Annotated in this window: 17 protein-coding genes; 6 read left to right on the top strand and 11 right to left on the bottom strand. The window is 54.5% G+C overall.

The window, feature by feature from the left end; genetic code table 11:
* On the top strand, positions 1-192 hold a 192-nt coding region (locus tag E0L35_RS18295; RefSeq protein ID WP_138800108.1), incomplete at its 5' end, for an IS3 family transposase.
* Positions 193-266: 74 nt separating this feature from the next.
* Here the strand turns inward: E0L35_RS18295 and E0L35_RS18290 are convergent.
* From E0L35_RS18290 to metH, 4 genes are all read right to left on the bottom strand, one after another.
* Complete coding sequence (locus E0L35_RS18290; protein ID WP_138801053.1) at positions 267-830, bottom strand: DUF934 domain-containing protein; 564 nt, start codon at positions 828-830, stop codon at positions 267-269.
* Entirely contained in the window at positions 823-2,475 is a 1,653-nt protein-coding gene (locus tag E0L35_RS18285) for a nitrite/sulfite reductase (protein WP_022523460.1), read from the bottom strand. Before E0L35_RS18285 ends, E0L35_RS18290 begins: the two co-directional genes overlap by 8 nt.
* Before the next feature lie 156 nt (positions 2,476-2,631).
* The gene (locus E0L35_RS18280) at positions 2,632-3,957 is read right to left on the bottom strand and encodes an MATE family efflux transporter (protein ID WP_022523461.1); all 1,326 of its coding nucleotides are present in this window, start codon (positions 3,955-3,957) and stop codon (positions 2,632-2,634) included.
* 3 nt (positions 3,958-3,960) lie between these two features.
* Positions 3,961-7,656 (bottom strand): methionine synthase, encoded by a 3,696-nt coding sequence (gene metH / locus E0L35_RS18275; protein ID WP_138801052.1) that lies wholly within the window; start codon positions 7,654-7,656, stop codon positions 3,961-3,963.
* Positions 7,657-7,948: 292 nt separating this feature from the next.
* On the opposite strand from metH, the gene nfuA reads away from it, so the two are divergent.
* The 3 genes from nfuA (at position 7,949) to E0L35_RS18260 (ending at position 9,283) form a co-directional block, all read left to right on the top strand.
* Positions 7,949-8,572 carry a Fe-S biogenesis protein NfuA gene (gene nfuA, locus E0L35_RS18270; RefSeq protein WP_027959432.1) on the top strand — a complete coding sequence of 208 codons (624 nt, stop codon included), beginning with the start codon at positions 7,949-7,951 and terminating at the stop codon, positions 8,570-8,572.
* Positions 8,573-8,732: 160 nt separating this feature from the next.
* A complete protein-coding gene (locus E0L35_RS18265; protein ID WP_138801051.1) occupies positions 8,733-9,005 on the top strand; it encodes a CopG family ribbon-helix-helix protein in 273 nt (90 codons plus the stop codon).
* Positions 8,993-9,283 carry a type II toxin-antitoxin system RelE/ParE family toxin gene (locus tag E0L35_RS18260; RefSeq protein ID WP_138801050.1) on the top strand — a complete coding sequence of 97 codons (291 nt, stop codon included), beginning with the start codon at positions 8,993-8,995 and terminating at the stop codon, positions 9,281-9,283. Before E0L35_RS18265 ends, E0L35_RS18260 begins: the two co-directional genes overlap by 13 nt.
* Before the next feature lie 8 nt (positions 9,284-9,291).
* Here E0L35_RS18260 and E0L35_RS18255 read toward each other — a convergent pair whose 3' ends face one another.
* Positions 9,292-10,377 carry a DNA-binding protein gene (locus E0L35_RS18255; protein WP_138801049.1) on the bottom strand — a complete coding sequence of 362 codons (1,086 nt, stop codon included), beginning with the start codon at positions 10,375-10,377 and terminating at the stop codon, positions 9,292-9,294.
* 215 nt (positions 10,378-10,592) lie between these two features.
* On the opposite strand from E0L35_RS18255, the gene E0L35_RS18250 reads away from it, so the two are divergent.
* Positions 10,593-11,771 carry a site-specific integrase gene (locus tag E0L35_RS18250; RefSeq protein WP_249362157.1) on the top strand — a complete coding sequence of 393 codons (1,179 nt, stop codon included), beginning with the start codon at positions 10,593-10,595 and terminating at the stop codon, positions 11,769-11,771.
* Positions 11,772-11,832: 61 nt separating this feature from the next.
* Entirely contained in the window at positions 11,833-12,249 is a 417-nt protein-coding gene (locus E0L35_RS18245) for a SufE family protein (protein WP_138801047.1), read from the top strand.
* Between the two features lie 8 nt (positions 12,250-12,257).
* Here E0L35_RS18245 and yidD read toward each other — a convergent pair whose 3' ends face one another.
* The 6 genes from yidD to E0L35_RS18215 are packed head-to-tail and all read right to left on the bottom strand — an operon-like array spanning position 12,258 to position 16,977.
* A complete protein-coding gene (yidD, locus tag E0L35_RS18240) occupies positions 12,258-12,590 on the bottom strand; it encodes a membrane protein insertion efficiency factor YidD (protein ID WP_138801059.1) in 333 nt (110 codons plus the stop codon).
* Positions 12,591-12,607: 17 nt separating this feature from the next.
* Positions 12,608-13,078: a phosphoribosyl-AMP cyclohydrolase gene (hisI, locus tag E0L35_RS18235; protein WP_138801046.1), complete on the bottom strand. Its 471-nt coding sequence runs from the start codon at positions 13,076-13,078 to the stop codon at positions 12,608-12,610.
* 4 nt (positions 13,079-13,082) lie between these two features.
* A complete protein-coding gene (locus tag E0L35_RS18230) occupies positions 13,083-13,529 on the bottom strand; it encodes a transcriptional repressor (RefSeq protein ID WP_027959426.1) in 447 nt (148 codons plus the stop codon).
* A gap of 44 nt (positions 13,530-13,573) precedes the next feature.
* Positions 13,574-14,587 carry an alpha-L-glutamate ligase-like protein gene (locus E0L35_RS18225; protein WP_138801045.1) on the bottom strand — a complete coding sequence of 338 codons (1,014 nt, stop codon included), beginning with the start codon at positions 14,585-14,587 and terminating at the stop codon, positions 13,574-13,576.
* The gene (locus tag E0L35_RS18220) at positions 14,584-16,107 is read right to left on the bottom strand and encodes an inactive transglutaminase family protein (RefSeq protein WP_009286710.1); all 1,524 of its coding nucleotides are present in this window, start codon (positions 16,105-16,107) and stop codon (positions 14,584-14,586) included. The genes E0L35_RS18225 and E0L35_RS18220 overlap by 4 nt, the downstream gene beginning before the upstream one ends.
* A gap of 33 nt (positions 16,108-16,140) precedes the next feature.
* On the bottom strand, positions 16,141-16,977 hold the full coding sequence (locus tag E0L35_RS18215) for an ATP-dependent zinc protease (RefSeq protein ID WP_138801044.1): 837 nt from the start codon (positions 16,975-16,977) through the stop codon (positions 16,141-16,143).
* Positions 16,978-17,157 lie beyond the last annotated feature (180 nt).

Raw genomic sequence — 17,157 nt, 5'->3', positions numbered from 1 at the left:
GATAATGCCGCAATGGAGAGCTTCTTTGGTACGCTGAAGTCAGAATATTTTTACCTGAACCGCTTTGACACCATTGAGCAATTACAGGCGGGCATTCGGCACTATATCCATTACTACAATCACGAGCGGATTAAGACCAAATTAAAAGGCCTGAGTCCGGTGCAGTACCGAAATCAGGCCTTGGCTGCTTAGTTTTTCACTGTCCAAGTTTATGGGGTCAGTTCACTAAGCTGCCCTTTTGGGTTTATAACATTCACGCTCTGCGTCTACTTATTATCGGCTAAACGGCGCTCAAACAGCGCCTGACGCTCTTCAACATCGGGTTGGTAGCGAACGCTGATAAAGCTTAGCGCGCGCAGGGCATCCTCGGGATGCTGGTCATCGCGCAGCGCCATGGCAGTAAAACCACAGCGGCGCATATACTCCAACTGATCCACCAGAACATCACCCACCGCGCGCACTTCGCCACTATAGCCGTACCGCTCGCGTAGCAGGCGGGCGATGGTGTAACCCCGGCCATCCGTAAACGCAGGGAAATCAACTGCGATTGCGCTAGCACTACTCAGCTGTTGGCCTAACTCAACATTAAGCTCGGTATCGCTGGTGAGTAGCGGTGCCAGCTCAGCGTCGTCCTGATTGGCCTGCCACAATGCCAGCGGCACAAACGCCGGGCGCTGCTCGGGAAGGGCATCTACATCGTAGGAAACACACCAAGCGTTTTCCGCCGCAAGCTCGCCATTGAAAATTAAGTGATCGACATGAACCGGTGTCTGTTCAACCGCTTCAGCTTGCGTCTCATCAGGTTTATTAGGCGCAGGGCTATTAGGCATAGACACGCTCCTTAAAGGGTTTTAAGCCAATACGGCGGTAAGTATCCAAGAAGCGTTCGTCCTCATGGCGCTGTGACACATAGACTTCCAATACTTTTTCGACCACATCCGGCACGTCTGAGCGGAAAAAGGACGGGCCTAAAATCTTACCAAGCGAGGCATCGTCGGTGGAGTTGCCGCCAATCGATATCTGATAGAACTCTTCGCCTTTTTTATCCACGCCCAGGATGCCGATATGACCCACGTGGTGGTGGCCACAAGCATTCATGCAGCCGGAGATATTCAGATCCAGCGGGCCAAGGTCATACAAGAAGTCGAGGTCTTCAAAACGTTCCTGCAGCGCCTGGGCAATGGGAATGGAGACCGCATTAGCCAAGCTGCAGTAGTCGCCTCCAGGGCAGCAGATAATGTCGTTGAGCGTGCCCACGGTGGGGTTCGCCATACCCAACGCTTCAAGCTCTTCCCACAGCGCTTCCAGTTCATCGACCGGTACGTCAGAAAGCACCAGGTTCTGTTCGTGGGTAACACGCACTTCACCAAAGCTGTAGCGATCGGCTAAATCTGCGACCGCTTCCATTTGGTCAGCGGTGACATCCCCAGGCGCGTGCTCGCGGCGTTTCAGTGACAGCGTTACGGCCTTATAGCCGGGCACTTTGTGGTCGGTCACGTTGTTGGTGACAAAGCGCGCGAAGCTGCGGTTTTCAGCGCGCAAGCGGTCAAAATCTTCGTTAGCGCTCTCTGCAACCGGGCGACGATCAGGCTCGGGAAAGTGAACTTTGGCTGCATCGACGGCTGCTTGGTTAAGCGTTTGCGGGCCGTCTTTCAAATGCACCCACTCTTCCTCGACCCGGCGACGGAATTCCTCAATGCCCAGGGCTTTTACCAGGATTTTAATCCGCGCCTTGAACTTGTTATCCCGGCGACCAAACTGGTTGTATACCCGTACACAGGCTTCCAGGTAGGTGAGCAGATGCTGCCAGGGCAGATCTTCACGTACCACGTCTGCAATCATTGGAGTACGGCCAAGGCCGCCACCGGCTAGCACTTTAACACGCAGCTCGCCGTCGGCGTTGTGCCATAGGCGCAGGCCAATATCGTGTACTTGAATCGCCGCACGGTCTTGAGCAGCACCGCTGACCGCGATTTTAAACTTACGCGGCAGATAGGCGAATTCCGGGTGCAGAGTCGACCACTGGCGGATTAATTCGCACCAGGGGCGTGGATCTTCCACTTCATCGTTAGCGATGCCGGCAAACTGGTCGCTGGTGGTGTTACGAATGCAGTTACCACTGGTTTGAATCGCGTGCATTTGTACTTTGGCGAGATCTGCCAAAATATCCGGCACGTCTTCAAGGGCAGGCCAGTTGAGCTGTAAATTTTGCCGGGTGGTAAAGTGGCCGTAGCCGCGGTCATAGCGGCGGGTGATCTCAGCCAGGGCACGCAGCTGGCTACCCGCCAGCATGCCGTAAGGAATCGCAATACGCAGCATAGGCGCATGGCGTTGAATATAGAGGCCGTTCTGCAACCGTAAAGGGCGAAACTCCTCTTCTCCCAAACGCCCGGCGCGGTAGCGTTCCATTTGGTCGCGGAACTGAGCGACACGCTCGTCAACCAGGGTTTGGTCGTGAATATCATAACGGTACATGTGGCACGATCCTGCTAAAAAGCGAAATGGTCACGTTGAGACGGACGTTAATGTAGCGCCACCTTAACGCGGGCGTCATATTCTTCAAAAGAATATATAATTATCTTTTTATCTCTAAAAGCTATTTAGAACACCAATTACGGGTCAGGCAGACGGTTAGAAAGCAGGGGCCAGCCAGCGGCGTCGTTGCCATACCCATAAAAAGCCGACTGAGTTTATCAACCGGTAGAGCAGTTGCATAAGCCAGATACCTAATAAGCCCTGGTCTAAACCAATCCCGACCCACCAGGCCAGGGGTAAAAAAAGTAGCCACTGCATCCCCAGGGTCAACATCATCACCGTGCGTTGAGCGCCCGCGCCCATTAAGGCCTGGGCGAGCACTAAAGCTGCGGCATCCAGCACAATCATCACGCCGGTTATCTGCAACGGGAGTTTACCCAGCGCTACTAGCTCGCTACTGCTGAAAAATATCCCAAGTACCTGTTCGGGTATCACTAACATCGGCAGCGCCAGCACAAGTAGCAGTAGCCATGCGACCCGCAGCGCATCCAGACCCCAGCGGTGGGCTTCGTGCTGAGCATCTCGGCCTAATGCCTCACCCACTAAGCTCATCGCCGCAACGCCAATCCCCACCCCCGGCAAAATTAGCAGCAGTGAAAGATTAATCAACACATGGCCAACCGCGACACTGGCCGTGCCTAGCTGGCTAAGTAACCAAATGAGTACCGCATAACCCGCTGCAAATAAAAACTGCTGCAAAGAGTGAGGAGCGGCAAGTACCAGGGTCGTGCGCAGGGTGGCTAAACAAGGCATGCGTGTCAAAAAATGTTGGGTAAATGGGCTTTTTATGCTCACCCAACACCAAACAATCAAGCCAATAAACAGCGATAGTGTTGTGCCAGCACCCGCACCGCTCGCGCCCATTTTGGGTAGCCCGGCGAATCCATAGATCAACCCCGCACTGGCCACCACATTAATCAAGTGAACCGCCACGATGATACGCAAGTAGAGATGCGTTTGCTGGCGACCGTTCCAGTAGCCACGAAAGCAGAGCGTTAGCGCAATGGCCATTAGTGACACCACCCGCCAACGAAAATAGTCAACGGCGACGCTTTGAACATCATCGGCTTGGCTAATCAAACCAATCAGCAGCGGTGCTTGCCACCAAGCCCAGACGGATAGCGGCAGGCCAACCACAAGCCCAATCACCAGCCCCGAGTTAAGCGGATGGGCAATATCCGCGTGGGCAGCCCCCTCGCGCTGGGCGGTTTGTGACTGCACGCTGGAGGAGAGGCCAAACACAAGAGCACTGAGCATAAACATGGCGTAACCGCCCACGCCAACACCCGCAAGCGCTACCTCACCTAAATGCCCCACCAGGACGGCATCGATCAAGTTAAGCATGCTCTGGGAGAGCATGCCCAACATGATCGGAAAAGCTAAGCGCATGACCTTGCCATGGCGACCGGGGACAAACAGCATTAATTAGCTCGGGTCGTAGGAGAGTACTGGTGAGAGCCAGCGCTCCATCTCCTCAAGGGGCATCTGTTTACGCTCGGCAATGGCCTCGACCTGATCCCGGGTAATCTTACCAGTGGAGAAGTATTTCGACTGGGGATGGGCAAAGTACCAGCCGGAAACCGCTGCCGCAGGCCACATGGCGAAGTTCTCGGTCAACGCCAAACCGGTATTTTCGGTGGCATCGAGCAACCGGAATAGCGTGGCTTTTTCGGTATGATCCGGGCAGGCAGGGTAGCCGGGGGCAGGGCGGATGCCCTGATACTTCTCAGCGATCAGGGCATCGTTGTCCAGCGTTTCTTCCGGTACATAGCCCCAAAACTCTTTGCGTACCCGTTCATGCATGCGCTCGGCAAAGGCCTCCGCAAGGCGATCCGTCAACGCCTGCACCATAATCGCATTGTAGTCGTCGCCTGCCGCCTCATAAGCTTTGGTGAGCTCATCGACACCGTGCCCTGTGGTGACCGCAAAGCCGCCAATCCAGTCGGCTTTGCCACTCTCTTTGGGGGCAATAAAATCGGCCAGACTGTAGCAGATACCGTCACGGCCTTTGGTGGTCTGTTGACGGATATGGAAGAGACGTTCGACGACTTCACTACGTGACTCATCGGCGTACACCTCGATGACATCATCATCCACGCTATTGGCGGGCCACAGGCCGATAACACCGCGGGCCTGAACGCGTTTCTCATCGACCAGCTTGCGCAGCATGATCTTGGCGTCTTCAAACAGGTTGCGAGCGGCTTCCCCCACGACCTTATCGTCGAGAATTTTGGGGTACTTGCCCGCTAGCTGCCAGCTCATAAAGAACGGCGTCCAGTCGATGCGTTCGATCAGTTCTTCCAGGTCGTAATCATCGAAGGTTTTCAGCCCCAGCATATTGGGCTTGGCAGGGGTGTGGACACTCCAGTCGGTGCGAAAACGCCGCTTGCGCGCCTGGGTGTAGTCAAGATCTGCCGCTTTTGGGCGGCGCTTGGCGTTACGTTCGCGAACCTTCTCGTACTCTTCACGGATTTCGGCGACGTAAGGTGTTTTTAAAGCAGGCGTCAATAATTTGCCCGCTACACCAACGGCCCGGGAGGCGTCGGTCACGTAAATCACCGGGTGCTCATACTGGGGCTCGATTTTGACGGCAGTGTGCGCTTTTGACGTGGTGGCACCGCCAATCAGCAGCGGTAGATCCATACCCCTGCGCTGCATCTCTTTGGCAACGTGCACCATTTCATCCAGAGAGGGGGTAATCAGCCCGGAAAGACCGATAATATCGGCGTTATGCTCCTTGGCTGCCTGAAGGATTTTGTCGGCAGGCACCATGACGCCAAGGTCAATCACCTCATAGTTATTACACTGCAAGACCACGCCGACGATATTTTTACCGATATCGTGGACATCGCCTTTGACCGTGGCCATGACGATCTTGCCTTTGGCTTTGGTCTCTTCGCTCTTTTCGGCTTCGATATAGGGAATCAAGTAGGCGACGGCCTGCTTCATCACCCGCGCGGACTTAACCACCTGAGGCAGAAACATTTTGCCGTCGCCAAACAGGTCGCCCACCACGTTCATGCCGTCCATCAGCGGGCCTTCGATCACCTCAATAGGGCGTTCGGCCTCGGCGCGGGCCTGTTCGGTGTCATCCTCGATATACACCGTAATGCCTTTAACCAGCGCGTGTTCGATACGCTTGTTAACCGGCCAGCTGCGCCACTCAAGATCCTCTTTTTTAGCGGCACCGCTGCCGTCGCCTTTATACTTATCGGCAATATCCAGCAAGCGCTCGGTGCCGTCGCTGCGGCGATTGAGCACCACATCCTCTACTGCGTCGCGTAGCTCGGCGGGGAGGTCGTCGTAAACAGCGAGCTGGCCCGCGTTGACGATACCCATGGAGAGTCCTGCGCGGATGGCGTGATAGAGAAAAGCCGAGTGAATCGCTTCGCGCACCGGGTTGTTGCCACGGAACGAGAAAGAGACGTTAGACACCCCGCCAGAAATCATCGCGTGGGGCAGGTTTTCGCGAATCCACTGGGTCGCTTCGATAAAGTCGACCGCGTAGTTGTTGTGCTCCTCAATACCTGTGGCGATGGCAAAGATATTGGGGTCAAAGATAATGTCTTCCGCGGGGAAGCCGATTTCATCTACCAGCAGGCGGTAAGCGCGCTGACAAATTTCAGTTTTGCGGGCGAAGGTGTCTGCCTGGCCCTCTTCATCAAAGGCCATAACGACAATGGCGGCACCAAAGCGGCGGCACTTGGTGGCCTGCTCGCGGAAGGCGGCTTCGCCCTCCTTGAGTGAAATGGAGTTCACCACCGCCTTGCCCTGGACGCACTTCAGGCCCGCTTCGATGATCTCCCACTTGGAGGAGTCGATCATAATCGGCACCCGGGCGATATCCGGCTCGCCGGCGATCAAGTTAAGGAAGCGCTCCATGGCTTCCTTGGACTCGAGCATGCCCTCGTCCATATTGATATCGATGACCTGAGCACCGCTTTCGACCTGCTCCAGGGCGACTTCCAAGGCGGTGGTGAAGTCCTCTTCCACAATCAAGCGCTTAAAGCGCGCCGAGCCGGTAACATTGGTGCGCTCGCCGACGTTGACGAACAGCGAGTCAGCCTCAATGTTGAACGGCTCTAGGCCTGATAGACGGCAGGCGCGGCTGCGCTCAGGAATTACCCGCGGCGTCATATCGCGAACCGAATCAGCAATGGCGCGAATGTGCTCGGGTGTTGAGCCGCAGCAGCCGCCGATAATATTCACCAACCCGCTGGCAGCAAACTCGCTGACAATCTCCGACATCTCTTCCGGCGTTTGGTCGTACTCACCAAACTCGTTGGGCAGGCCCGCATTGGGGTGGGCGGAGACAAAGGTATCGGCTTTGGTAGCGAGCTCTTCCAGATAGGGGCGCAGCTCCTCGGCACCCAAGGCACAGTTCAAGCCTACCGACAGCGGCTGAGCATGGCGTACCGAGTTCCAGAAGGCTTCGGTGGTTTGACCTGAAAGCGTACGCCCCGAGGCATCGGTAATGGTGCCGGAGATCATTACCGGCAAGCGCTCGCCGCGGTCATCGAACAGCTCTTCCAGGGCATAGATCGCGGCCTTGGCGTTAAGCGTATCGAAGATGGTTTCGATCATGATCAGATCGGCACCGCCTGCAATCAGCGCTTCAGCGGCTTCATAGTAGTTCTCACGCAGCTCATCGAAGGTGACGTTACGCTTGGCGGGATCATTCACATCCGGCGATAGCGACGCGGTGCGCGAGGTGGGGCCTAACACACCGGCAACATAGCGGGGCACGCCGGTTTCAGCGGCCACTGCGTCGCAGACCTCACGAGCCAGGCGCGCTGATTCACGGTTGAGTTCAACCACCAGCGATTCCATGCCGTAATCAGACTGTGACAGCTGAGTGCTATTAAAGGTGTTGGTCTCAATAATGTCGGCACCGGCTTCCAGGTAGTCACGGTGAATCCGCGTGACCACTTCGGGGCAGGTTAGCGCGAGCAGATCATTATTGCCTTTGAGATCCGAGGGCCAGTCGCTAAACCGTTCGCCGCGAAAATCTTCCTCGCTCAACTGGGCATTCTGCAGCATGGTGCCCATGCCGCCATCCAGAATCAGGATACGTTGGGCAAGGCGTTGGGTGAGGGTCGCGATCAAAGCACTATCAGCCATGGCAGGGGGAGTTCTCCAGCGTCACAGTCGTCAAAGGGGATGTTGTTATCGTCGGAAAAGCAGCATCTGTCGTTATAAGGCGCATAATGATAACAAAAGGGATGGCAAAAGGCGCCCCTACGGAGGCTATACGCAAGATAAGGAAAGATAATTAATAGTCGCTCGTAAAAAGAGCTGTTTAAAATAGCCGACTAAAACAGTCGGGATTGTGTCAGCGCGCTGTTTTGCTTACCATAGACACAAATGACATGTGAAGTGGCGCCGCCACTACCACGGGAGGAAGACAGCCCTCATGACCACGACTAGCGAAAAAGAAACCAGTGTCGATACCCAAGGTATTGATATTACAAACAGTGCGCAAGAATACTTGGCAGAACTGCTGGAAAAGCAGAACGTTGAGGGTATTGCCGTACGCATTTTCATTACCCAGCCGGGCACACCCTACGCGGAAACGTGTCTAGCCTACTGCCGCCCCGGCGAAGAAGAACCCACCGATGTGCTGCTTGAACTCGAGAAAATCAACGTCTTTCTCGATAAAAACAGCCTGGCGTTTTTGGAAGAGGCGGTGGTAGATTTCAACGCCGACCGCATGGGTGGCCAGCTGACGATCAAAGCGCCCAACGCCAAGATGCCCAAGGTCAATGCGGATAGCCCGCTGGAAGACCGTATCAATTACGTGCTTTACAGCGAGATCAATCCTGGGCTGGCGGCCCACGGCGGCGAAATCAAACTGGTTGAGCTCACCGAACAGCAGTACGCCGTCTTAGCCTTTGGCGGCGGCTGCCAGGGTTGTGCAGCGGTTGATTTAACCCTGAAAGATGGCGTTGAGAAAACCCTGATGGAGCGCATTCCAGAGCTTGCCGGTATTCGCGACGTTACCGATCACAGCGATACCACCAACGCTTACTACCGCTAAATAAGCGATAGCAAGGCTCAAAAGCCCAGCTTGAATCGCTGGGCTTTTTTGCGTCTCTTCCCCACGCAACTTGTTTAAATCCCCGGCGTTGCAATCTGGCTCACCAGAGGTTTGGGGTATAGTATTCATAGGTAGTACCTTTGAATATCGAGGTGGTGAAATGGCGACATCCGTAAAACTAGACGATGAGCTGAAAAGCCGGATCCAGCACTTGGCTGAAGCGCGACACCGCTCATCGCACTGGATCATGCGTGAAGCGATCCGTGATTATGTTGAGCGTGAAGAAAAGAGAGAATCTTTCAAACGGGATGCATTAGGTGCCTGGGATGCGTACCAGGAAAACGGATTGCATCTGACGCTTGAAGAAGCTGACGCTTGGCTGGAGAAGCTTGAATCGGGTGAAGATGTGGAGCTGCCTAAGTGCCACGTCTGATTTGGTCACCGCCAGCTCTCGCCGACGTACAGAGGCTCTATCGCTTCTTTGCCATTAAAGATGTAGATGCAGCCCGTCGTGCTATGAAAACTCTACGGGCAGGCGTAAAAATACTCGCACACCAGCCGGAGATAGGTCGTCCTGTTGATGATATGGATCCAATGTTTCGGGAATGGCTGATTAATTTCGGAACTAGCGGATATATTGCGCTATATCGCTTCGATGGTGAAACAGCCACCATCCTGGCTGTGCGACATCAAAAAGAAGCCGGATACTAAATAAAGACTCACTGTTCTTGCTCATTATCCCTGGCATTGTCTCTAGCGTCTTTCCTAGTATTGTCCTTACTACTCTGGCTTGAAAGCGCATCGGGGAGTGCCGTTAGCTGTGTTTGCAGCGCTTCCATACGGCTCCAAAGCTTCTCTTGCCACGCTTGCTGTAGCGCAGCTTCGCGCTCGGCATGCTGCTGAGATTGTCTGTTTAGCGCGGCTTTGGCCTCATCTAGCTGCTGGGTCAGCGCTTTCTCTTGCTTCTCCAATGCCGTCATTTGCTGTTTCTGCTCACTTAGCTGTTGCTCGCGCTCACTGGCTTCCAGCTGTAGTTGATGCAGGGCCTGCTGCTTTGTCTTTAGCTCCTGACTCAATGTCTCAATACGCTGCTCAGACTGCTGCAGACGTTTTTGGAAAGTCTTCTCTTCCTGGGCACGCGTCTGCTGAGCGCTATCCAGCATCGCCATCAGCCTTCCTTCGGCCGCCTCATGGCGCTGCTCCTCTTGTGCTAAACGCTGCTCCCACGCTACCTGCTGCTCGCTGAGGGCATTGCTATGCGCATCGCGCTGTGCATCTGACTGGTTCTCTAGCTGCTGCTGTACCTGCTTCAGTTGAGTTACTTCTTCTTGCGCTGTTTCAGCTTTTTGATGCCAGTGATGTTCGTTGGTTTGGCTAGCAGCCAATTCCCGGTTTAACGCCTCCATGCGCTGCTCCATATGACGCAAGTGCTCGGCGAGGGCGCTTTCGCGTTGCTCGGCGTTAGCGGCCTGCTGTTTTGCATCTTCTGCGAGCTGCTGTGCATCTGCAACCTGGCGATTGGCATCTTCGCGATAGTGAAGCAGCGTTTGATTCGCTACCTCCTGGGCCTCGCGCCATAGCTCGCTGGCCATGGTCACCACGACTTCCGGCACACCCTTGGGCGGCGGCACGTCGCGATTTTGCTCCCGCTCACTGCGCCACAAGCGGAAGTGATCACTAATCGTCGTGAAGCTGCCGGTGCCCAGCACATCGCGAATACGCTGCACGCTGGGCGTGTCGCCCCGGGCCAACAGGGCATCAATGGCTTGTTGAACATCGCTGTACTGAATGCCGTTGCGGGCCATGAAATGATCCTTCCTTGAGAGCTTCTGTAACCACCATTGTCGGGACTTGTCGTATAAAAGGCAATAATTACGTATCATGTAATACGTAATTTTATTTATGATAATTCACATAAATTCAAGATTACCCGTATTATCTTGAACTTATAGGGCTACAGGAGCACACTTAAGGCCAGATAATATAAACATCGGCTAAAAAGAAGAGAGTGGCGACGGGCATGGCGAACGAGGTTATTACACCCACTGGTCAACTACAGGTATTGAAAGATTCGCCAAATGGCGGACGTATTAGCGCCCAAAACGATGCCCAGGCAGTGACCGCATGGCTTGAAGAGTACGTGGATAGCCCACAAACCTGGAAAGCGTACCGTCGCGAAGCGGAGCGGCTGCTGCTCTGGCTCGCCAGCCAAGGGCACACGCTGGCCGATATCAACCGCGAAAACCTGCGCCGCTTTGAAGCCTTTCTCGCCGACCCACAGCCAAGCGAGCAATGGGTAGGGCCCTCCAAACCCCGCGCGCACCCGTCGTGGCGGCCATTTCGTGGCGGTTTATCACCCGCCAGCCAACGCCAAAGCCTGGTGATACTGCAAGGGATGTTTGCCTGGCTGGTAGAAGCAGGCTGGGTTAACCACAATCCGTTTCGCTTGATGCGCGATAAATCGCGGCGCCTGAATAATCAAACGCCGCGTGTTGAGCGCTATTTGGAAAGTGATTTGTGGGCGTGGCTGTGGGAGTGGCTGAATAGCCCGTTAGAGGCTGGGGAGGGCAGTCGTGCCCGTTTTGAACATTCACGACGGCGCTTTATCTTTGGCTTTGCCTATTTGCTGGCACCGCGCATCAGCGAGATGGCCGATGCACGTATGGGGGATTTCCAGCGCAGCGAAGGGCGCTGGTGGTGGCATGTGGTGGGCAAGGGAAACAAGATGGCGCGCATTCCGTTGCCTGACGATATGCTTGATTGTTTGCGCCAGTGGCGCCATACGCTGGGATTGCCTGAATACCCTGAGCAGTTTGAAGCTGAAGCACCGGTGCTTCGCGCTCTGGATGGACAGCGTGGCCTGGGCCATAACCAGCTTTATCGGCTTATTCGCGCAACGTTTCAGCAGGCGGCACAAGCACTTGAAGATATCGACGGAGCACCGGAACATGTGACCGCGCTTAATCTGGCAACGCCGCACTGGTTACGGCACACATCGATCACCCATCAGGCTCAATCGGGCATTAGTCTGCGCCATCTGGCCGAAAGCGCTCGACACGCGCGCCTAGACACCACCTCACGCTATCTCCATAGCGAAGACAACGAGTGGCATCTTGAACAGCAGCGACATCGATTGACTGTTTCCGACACAACCTCCCTCAAGACACCTTCGAGCCGTTATAATGGCCACAATGAGTAACCCTATGACGCAAAATGTCAGTCGCCAATATTCAGCCAATTCCAATAGAGAAGGAAATAGCATGAGCACTTCCGGCGCCGAACAGGCCCAGCAAGAGCTAATCGAAGATTTCGAAATATTTGATAACTGGATGGATCGCTACCAGTACATTATCGATATGGGTAAGCAATTACCTGACTTCCCAGAAGAGTGGAAGCTAGAAGAGTTTAAGATACAGGGCTGCCAGTCAAACGTGTGGATGCGCCATGATGAGGAGGGCGATAAGCTGGTGTTCAAAGCGACCTCCGATGCCGCCATCGTATCCGGCCTGATTGCCGTATTGCTGCGCATTTACAGCGAACGCACCGCCGCTGAGATTCGTGCTACCGAGCCACACTTTTTAGCGGATCTGGGATTGGATAAGCACCTTTCGCCTACGCGCAGCAACGGCCTGCATGCCATGCTGGAGAAGATCTACGCGGTAGCGCAGCAGAAGTAGGAAACAAGCTAGCGAGGGTGATGGTCACAGCAAGAGGGCGACGATCCCTTTTCGTCATCCTCGCGGCAAAGCTGTTCGCTGCGGCCACCGGGCACCGGATCCATACCGCCAGGATTGCCCGGGTGGCACTTAACGATCCGCTTAACGGCCATCCAGCCGCCCTTGATGGGCCCATGCACCTGAATCGCTTCAATCGTGTAGGACGAACAGCTCGGCCAGAAGCGGCAGCGCGGGCCTAAAAGGGGGCTGAGCGTATATTGATAGACTCTAACGCAGCCAATCATCACCTTCATCAATACCCAACGCGGGCCTGAGCGCAGGGCTGATATTAACCGAGTCATAGCTTGCATAGGCAGAACTAGGTTTTTTTGCCGTACAGGTCGTCAGGATCAATCAGCGGATTGCTGGTAATTGAGGCCTGCTCTCCATCCACGGCAATATAGAAACAGCTGCGCCGCCCGGTGTGGCAAGCAGGGCCTGTTTGTTCAACTTGCAACAACAGCGTATCACCATCGCAATCCAACGCAGCAGAAACAAGCTGCTGCTGCTGGCCCGATGACTCACCCTTGCGCCACAGTTTTCCCCGCGAGCGCGAATAGTAGCAAACACGCTGGGTGGTTAACGTCTCTTCCAGCGCCTCACGGTTCATCCAGGCCATCATCAACACTTCGTTAGTATCGTGCTGCTGAGCAATGGCAGGGATCAAACCATCAGCATTAAAACGCACCGCGGCTAGCAAAGTGGCCACAGCGGGAAGACTATCTTCTGGGGCAGCACGCTCGAGTTGCTTAAACAGAGCATCCGACGCGACGTGATCAAAACGGGACATAAATTTACTCGCTAACTGTTCGGCAGTCCTGACAAAGCCCTTGAAGCTCAATGGTTTGGCGCTCAACGTTAAAGCCCTGGCGTTTTGCCAGCGCCGCCAGTTGATCGCTTATCTCGTCCAAGTGCAGCTCTTCGACATAGCCGCAGTGACGGCAAATCAGTAGTTGAAAACCATGCGCATGCTCTGGGCAAGCGCAGGCCACGTAGGAGTTCTGTGACTCAATGCGATGCACCAAGCCTTGATCAATCAAGAACTCAAGCGCCCGATAAACCGTCGGGGGGCGGGCAGCCGCATGCTCAGTAGAGAGCTTATCGAGCAGGTCATAGGCTTTTAGCCCGCCGCCATTTTCGGCGATCATCTCCAGCACGCGTCGGCGAATAGGGGTGAAGCGGACGCCGCGGATATGGCACTGAGACTCCGCCTGCTGTAGTAGTGTACTCGCTTGGGTCATGGGCAACTCGTTGAACGTTGTTAGCCTAGGCTCTCGTTAGTAGTCTACGCGCCGGTGGAAGCGGTGTCAGAGCTTTCTACCGATTCGCTGTCTACCAGCTCACTTTGTCGCGCAAAATGGTGCTGGGCAAAAGCTACCCGTTGTTTAGCGGGCACGCCATCGGGTTGACGTTCAATCAGATCGAGGCGACGGCGCAAACCTTCACCATTGGTCATTTGAATAGCCAAGCCAGGCCTGGCGTTGAGCTCAAGCAACATCGGCCCGTATTTACGATCCAGCACCATATCAGTACCCAGGTAACCTAGACCGGTCATTTCATAACAACCCGCCGCTAAGTTAAGCAGCGTTTCCCACTGGGGAACGACCAAACTTGCCAGATCGTGCCCCGTGTCCGGATGACTAAAGCAAGGGCGGTCAAACTGAACGGCGCGCAGGGCAGCCCCGGTAGCGATGTTCAAGCCAACGCCTACCGCCCCTTGGTGCAGGTTTGCTTTGCCGTCGGATGCTGCGGTGGAAAGGCGCATCATGGCCATCACCGGGTAGCCCTTGAAGACGATAACCCGGATATCAGGAACACCTTCATAGGTGTAATCCATCAGGCTTTCATCGAAATTAATCAGTGTTTCAATCACCGCCACATCAGGCGAGCCGCCCAATGAGTAGAGCCCTGACAGAATATTCGACACATGTCGCTCAACGTCGGTAAGAGAGAGCGTGGTACCACTAGGCTTGATAAAGGCGTTATCTTCGACCTTTTCAATCACCAGGATGCCCTTACCGCCGCTTCCCTTAGCAGGCTTGATGACGAAGCCCGCGTGCCCCGTGAGCATGGCGCCAATATGCTTAACGCCAAATTGGGTTGTTACGGTGCCAATCAGCTCGGGCGTGGTAATCCCATACTGCTGAGCCAGTAGTTTGGTTTTAAGCTTGTCATCGACAAGGGGATAGAGACGGCGGCTATTATATCGGCCAATGTAGCGAATATTACGCCGATTCATGCCGATAATACCTTTATCCCGCAAGTGCGTGGGCCACGTCCAATTCTTCAGCCAACTCATGAGGGCTTCTCATCGTCAGTGATCGGCTTGAAGCGACGCAGCTCCAATAAACGGTAGCCGGTGTAATTGCCCAGCAGCAAGATCAACGCCATCAATATCAACTGAACGCCCAGGAAGTTGAAGGTGATATGACGTACCCAGGGATTATTCATCGCCAGGTAGGCAAGGATAGCCGTGATCAAACTGCCGCCGCCTTGGATTAGCACCTGCTTAGGGCCTTCCTCTTCCCAAAGTATCGACATCCGCTCGATGGTCCAGGCCAGGATGATCATCGGGAAGAAGGTGATCGTTAAGCCAGCACTGAGCCCCATGCGGTAGGCCAATACGGTGAAGATCGAGATAATCGCAATCACCGTTATGATCACCGCCGAGACCCTGGCCACCAGTAATAAATTCAAGTAGGAGAGATAGTTACGAATAATCAGACCGACGGCAACGATAAGCAGGAAGCCAATCAAACCCGTAGGAAGGGTGGTTTGAATGAAGGCGAGGGCGATCAGCACCGGCATAAAGGTACCGGACGTTTTGATGCCCACCAGCACACGCAAAAACACCACCATTAACGCACCAATGGGAATCAGCAAGATAGTTTGGAATAGCGCTTGCTCCTCCAGTGGCAGGCTGTGAATGGAGAAATTCAGTAGCGTATCTTCAGAGTAGTGGTTGCGCACCGCCGCCGAAGCAGGCTGGTCATGGGTCATCATTGAGAAAGAAACCCGTGAGTTGGTGCCGCCCTGAACTTCTAATACCGCTCGACCACCGGTTTCCCATAGCAGCAGGTTGTCAGGCTTACCTTGCTCACCCGTCAGTGGATGGAAAATTGACCATTCTTCACCTGACTCGTTAAACACCTGAATCCAGCTGCTAAGCGTTTGGCGACGACGACCATCTTCCAGAAGCAGGCCGCTCACTTCACGCGCTAATACGCCTGCCTGGTTTAGCAACCGCACCACCAAGGCCGCCGGATTCTCTTGCGTCAGCAGCAGACGGGCATTTTCAGATTGACGCTCGCCGTTAATATCACGTATTAACTCACGGGCGAAGGTGGCGTTATTGGCACTGCGCGCCCAGGCTTGTTCGATAAGCTGATTAGCCGCAGTGTCATAGGGGCTTTCCCAAGGCGTTGTGACGGGGATTTCAGGGGGTGTCTGCACCGGCGAGCGAGCATCTTGAGATACCAGCATCTGAACCGAGTAGTATAATGTTTGACTACCCACTGCTTCACGAATAGTCCAGCGGGCGGTGCGGCCTAAATCATCCGCCTGATAAGCAAGCCCATACCCTGATGATGCGGTGTTTTCAGTCAGTACACGGTAGCCTGCCTGATGGGAAGGCAACGCCAAGTCGACCTGGACGGGGCCGTCCTGAGCATTAAAGGTAATGCCCGCCTCAATCTCCCACACCTGGCGCTGTTCACCAGGCAACCATGGAATTTCAAACTGCACATGGCGGTGCACGCTGGTCGCTACGCCCGCGACTAGCAAAAGGCCGACAATAATATAGAACATTAACCGTGACATGGAGATTCCTTTCCTCGTGAAGCGTCAGAGCGGTTACTCTTCGCTATCGTCTTCGTCAACTGCTTCATCTTCAGCAGCTTGATCCGCTGGTTCGCCACCAGGAAATTCGGGGCGCTCATGCAAGTAAGTATCGGCTACATCAATTACCGCAATATCCATCAAAAAGCGCCGTCCTAGCAGCACTGGATAATCAAGATGAGAGCGGTCATTGAGGGTAAATTCGACATTTTCACGAATCGGCCCTAGAGTCATTAACAGAGAAATGACGGGGCGTGACTCTTCGCCAGAGGCTTGAACAATGCGCACTCGGCGCACGATAGGCGCTTCAACCCACTCATCGCGCTGCGACTCAACCGCCACGTCGTCGCCGTTCAGCGCCAACTTGAAGCGCACCCAATCTTCACCGTCACGCTCGAAGCGAGTGATCTCGGCAGCAGAAAGGGACGAGGTGTTGGCTCCTGAATCGACTCGCGCTTTGAGGTAGGTGCCAAGGCTTGGTAAGCCAACCCATTCGCTGCGGCCCAGTAACGTTTTAGTGGTCAAGCTCTCATCAATCTCACACTCTTCACGTATGATGACCGGCTCTTCACCGCGAGCTTCCAATTGCTGTACGTCTTGGCGGAGGTAACGCAATAAACTGCCCACTTCACGCATATCAGCGGTCAATGCCTGCTGGTGATCAAGCTGGCGTTGCTGCAAATTAATGCGGGTGTCACATTGTTGCGTTAGCTGGCTCTCTAACTCCAGGATACGAGAATTGAATGAGGCTTCGCTTAAAGGGGGCGGTTGATTCGTTTCCGGCTGGGTTGCTGCACAGCCTGCGATCGAAAGCGACAAGCCAGCGATAAGCCACAAAACACCTGGGCGCATAACGAGAGATATCCTTGGACAATAGGTTGGGGAATGATAAGGAGATGGGGGTCTAGTGTCCAACGCCATCATCGCTTTTGGAGCACCTATTTTATCTAATTTAACATAATATGTATTAAGCGAACCAGTGAGGCCGCTATGGGTAAAATTGCGCTCGTCCATTTCAAAAAAGGCAGCCCG

This window comes from Halomonas sp. ATBC28 (assembly GCF_005937175.1).
Lineage (GTDB): Bacteria > Pseudomonadota > Gammaproteobacteria > Pseudomonadales > Halomonadaceae > Vreelandella > Vreelandella titanicae.
The sequence above is the reverse complement of the archived record's forward strand: the minus strand, read 5'-3'. Positions and strand labels throughout refer to the sequence as shown.

Bases quoted from the DNA above. Each gene is read 5' to 3' on its own strand.
- E0L35_RS18280 (WP_022523461.1), bottom strand. From the start codon at position 3,957: ATGCTGTTTGTCCCCGGTCGCCATGGCAAGGTCATGCGCTTAGCTTTT.
- E0L35_RS18290 (WP_138801053.1), bottom strand. From the start codon at position 830: ATGCCTAATAGCCCTGCGCCTAATAAACCTGATGAGACGCAAGCTGAA.
- E0L35_RS18285 (WP_022523460.1), bottom strand. From the start codon at position 2,475: ATGTACCGTTATGATATTCACGACCAAACCCTGGTTGACGAGCGTGTC.
- yidD (WP_138801059.1), bottom strand. From the start codon at position 12,590: ATGACTCGGTTAATATCAGCCCTGCGCTCAGGCCCGCGTTGGGTATTG.
- E0L35_RS18220 (WP_009286710.1), bottom strand. From the start codon at position 16,107: ATGTCACGGTTAATGTTCTATATTATTGTCGGCCTTTTGCTAGTCGCG.
- E0L35_RS18215 (WP_138801044.1), bottom strand. From the start codon at position 16,977: ATGCGCCCAGGTGTTTTGTGGCTTATCGCTGGCTTGTCGCTTTCGATC.
- E0L35_RS18230 (WP_027959426.1), bottom strand. From the start codon at position 13,529: ATGACCCAAGCGAGTACACTACTACAGCAGGCGGAGTCTCAGTGCCAT.
- hisI (WP_138801046.1), bottom strand. From the start codon at position 13,078: ATGTCCCGTTTTGATCACGTCGCGTCGGATGCTCTGTTTAAGCAACTC.
- E0L35_RS18225 (WP_138801045.1), bottom strand. From the start codon at position 14,587: ATGAGTTGGCTGAAGAATTGGACGTGGCCCACGCACTTGCGGGATAAA.
- E0L35_RS18245 (WP_138801047.1), top strand. From the start codon at position 11,833: ATGAGCACTTCCGGCGCCGAACAGGCCCAGCAAGAGCTAATCGAAGAT.
- E0L35_RS18250 (WP_249362157.1), top strand. From the start codon at position 10,593: ATGGCGAACGAGGTTATTACACCCACTGGTCAACTACAGGTATTGAAA.
- E0L35_RS18255 (WP_138801049.1), bottom strand. From the start codon at position 10,377: ATGGCCCGCAACGGCATTCAGTACAGCGATGTTCAACAAGCCATTGAT.
- E0L35_RS18265 (WP_138801051.1), top strand. From the start codon at position 8,733: ATGGCGACATCCGTAAAACTAGACGATGAGCTGAAAAGCCGGATCCAG.
- metH (WP_138801052.1), bottom strand. From the start codon at position 7,656: ATGGCTGATAGTGCTTTGATCGCGACCCTCACCCAACGCCTTGCCCAA.
- nfuA (WP_027959432.1), top strand. From the start codon at position 7,949: ATGACCACGACTAGCGAAAAAGAAACCAGTGTCGATACCCAAGGTATT.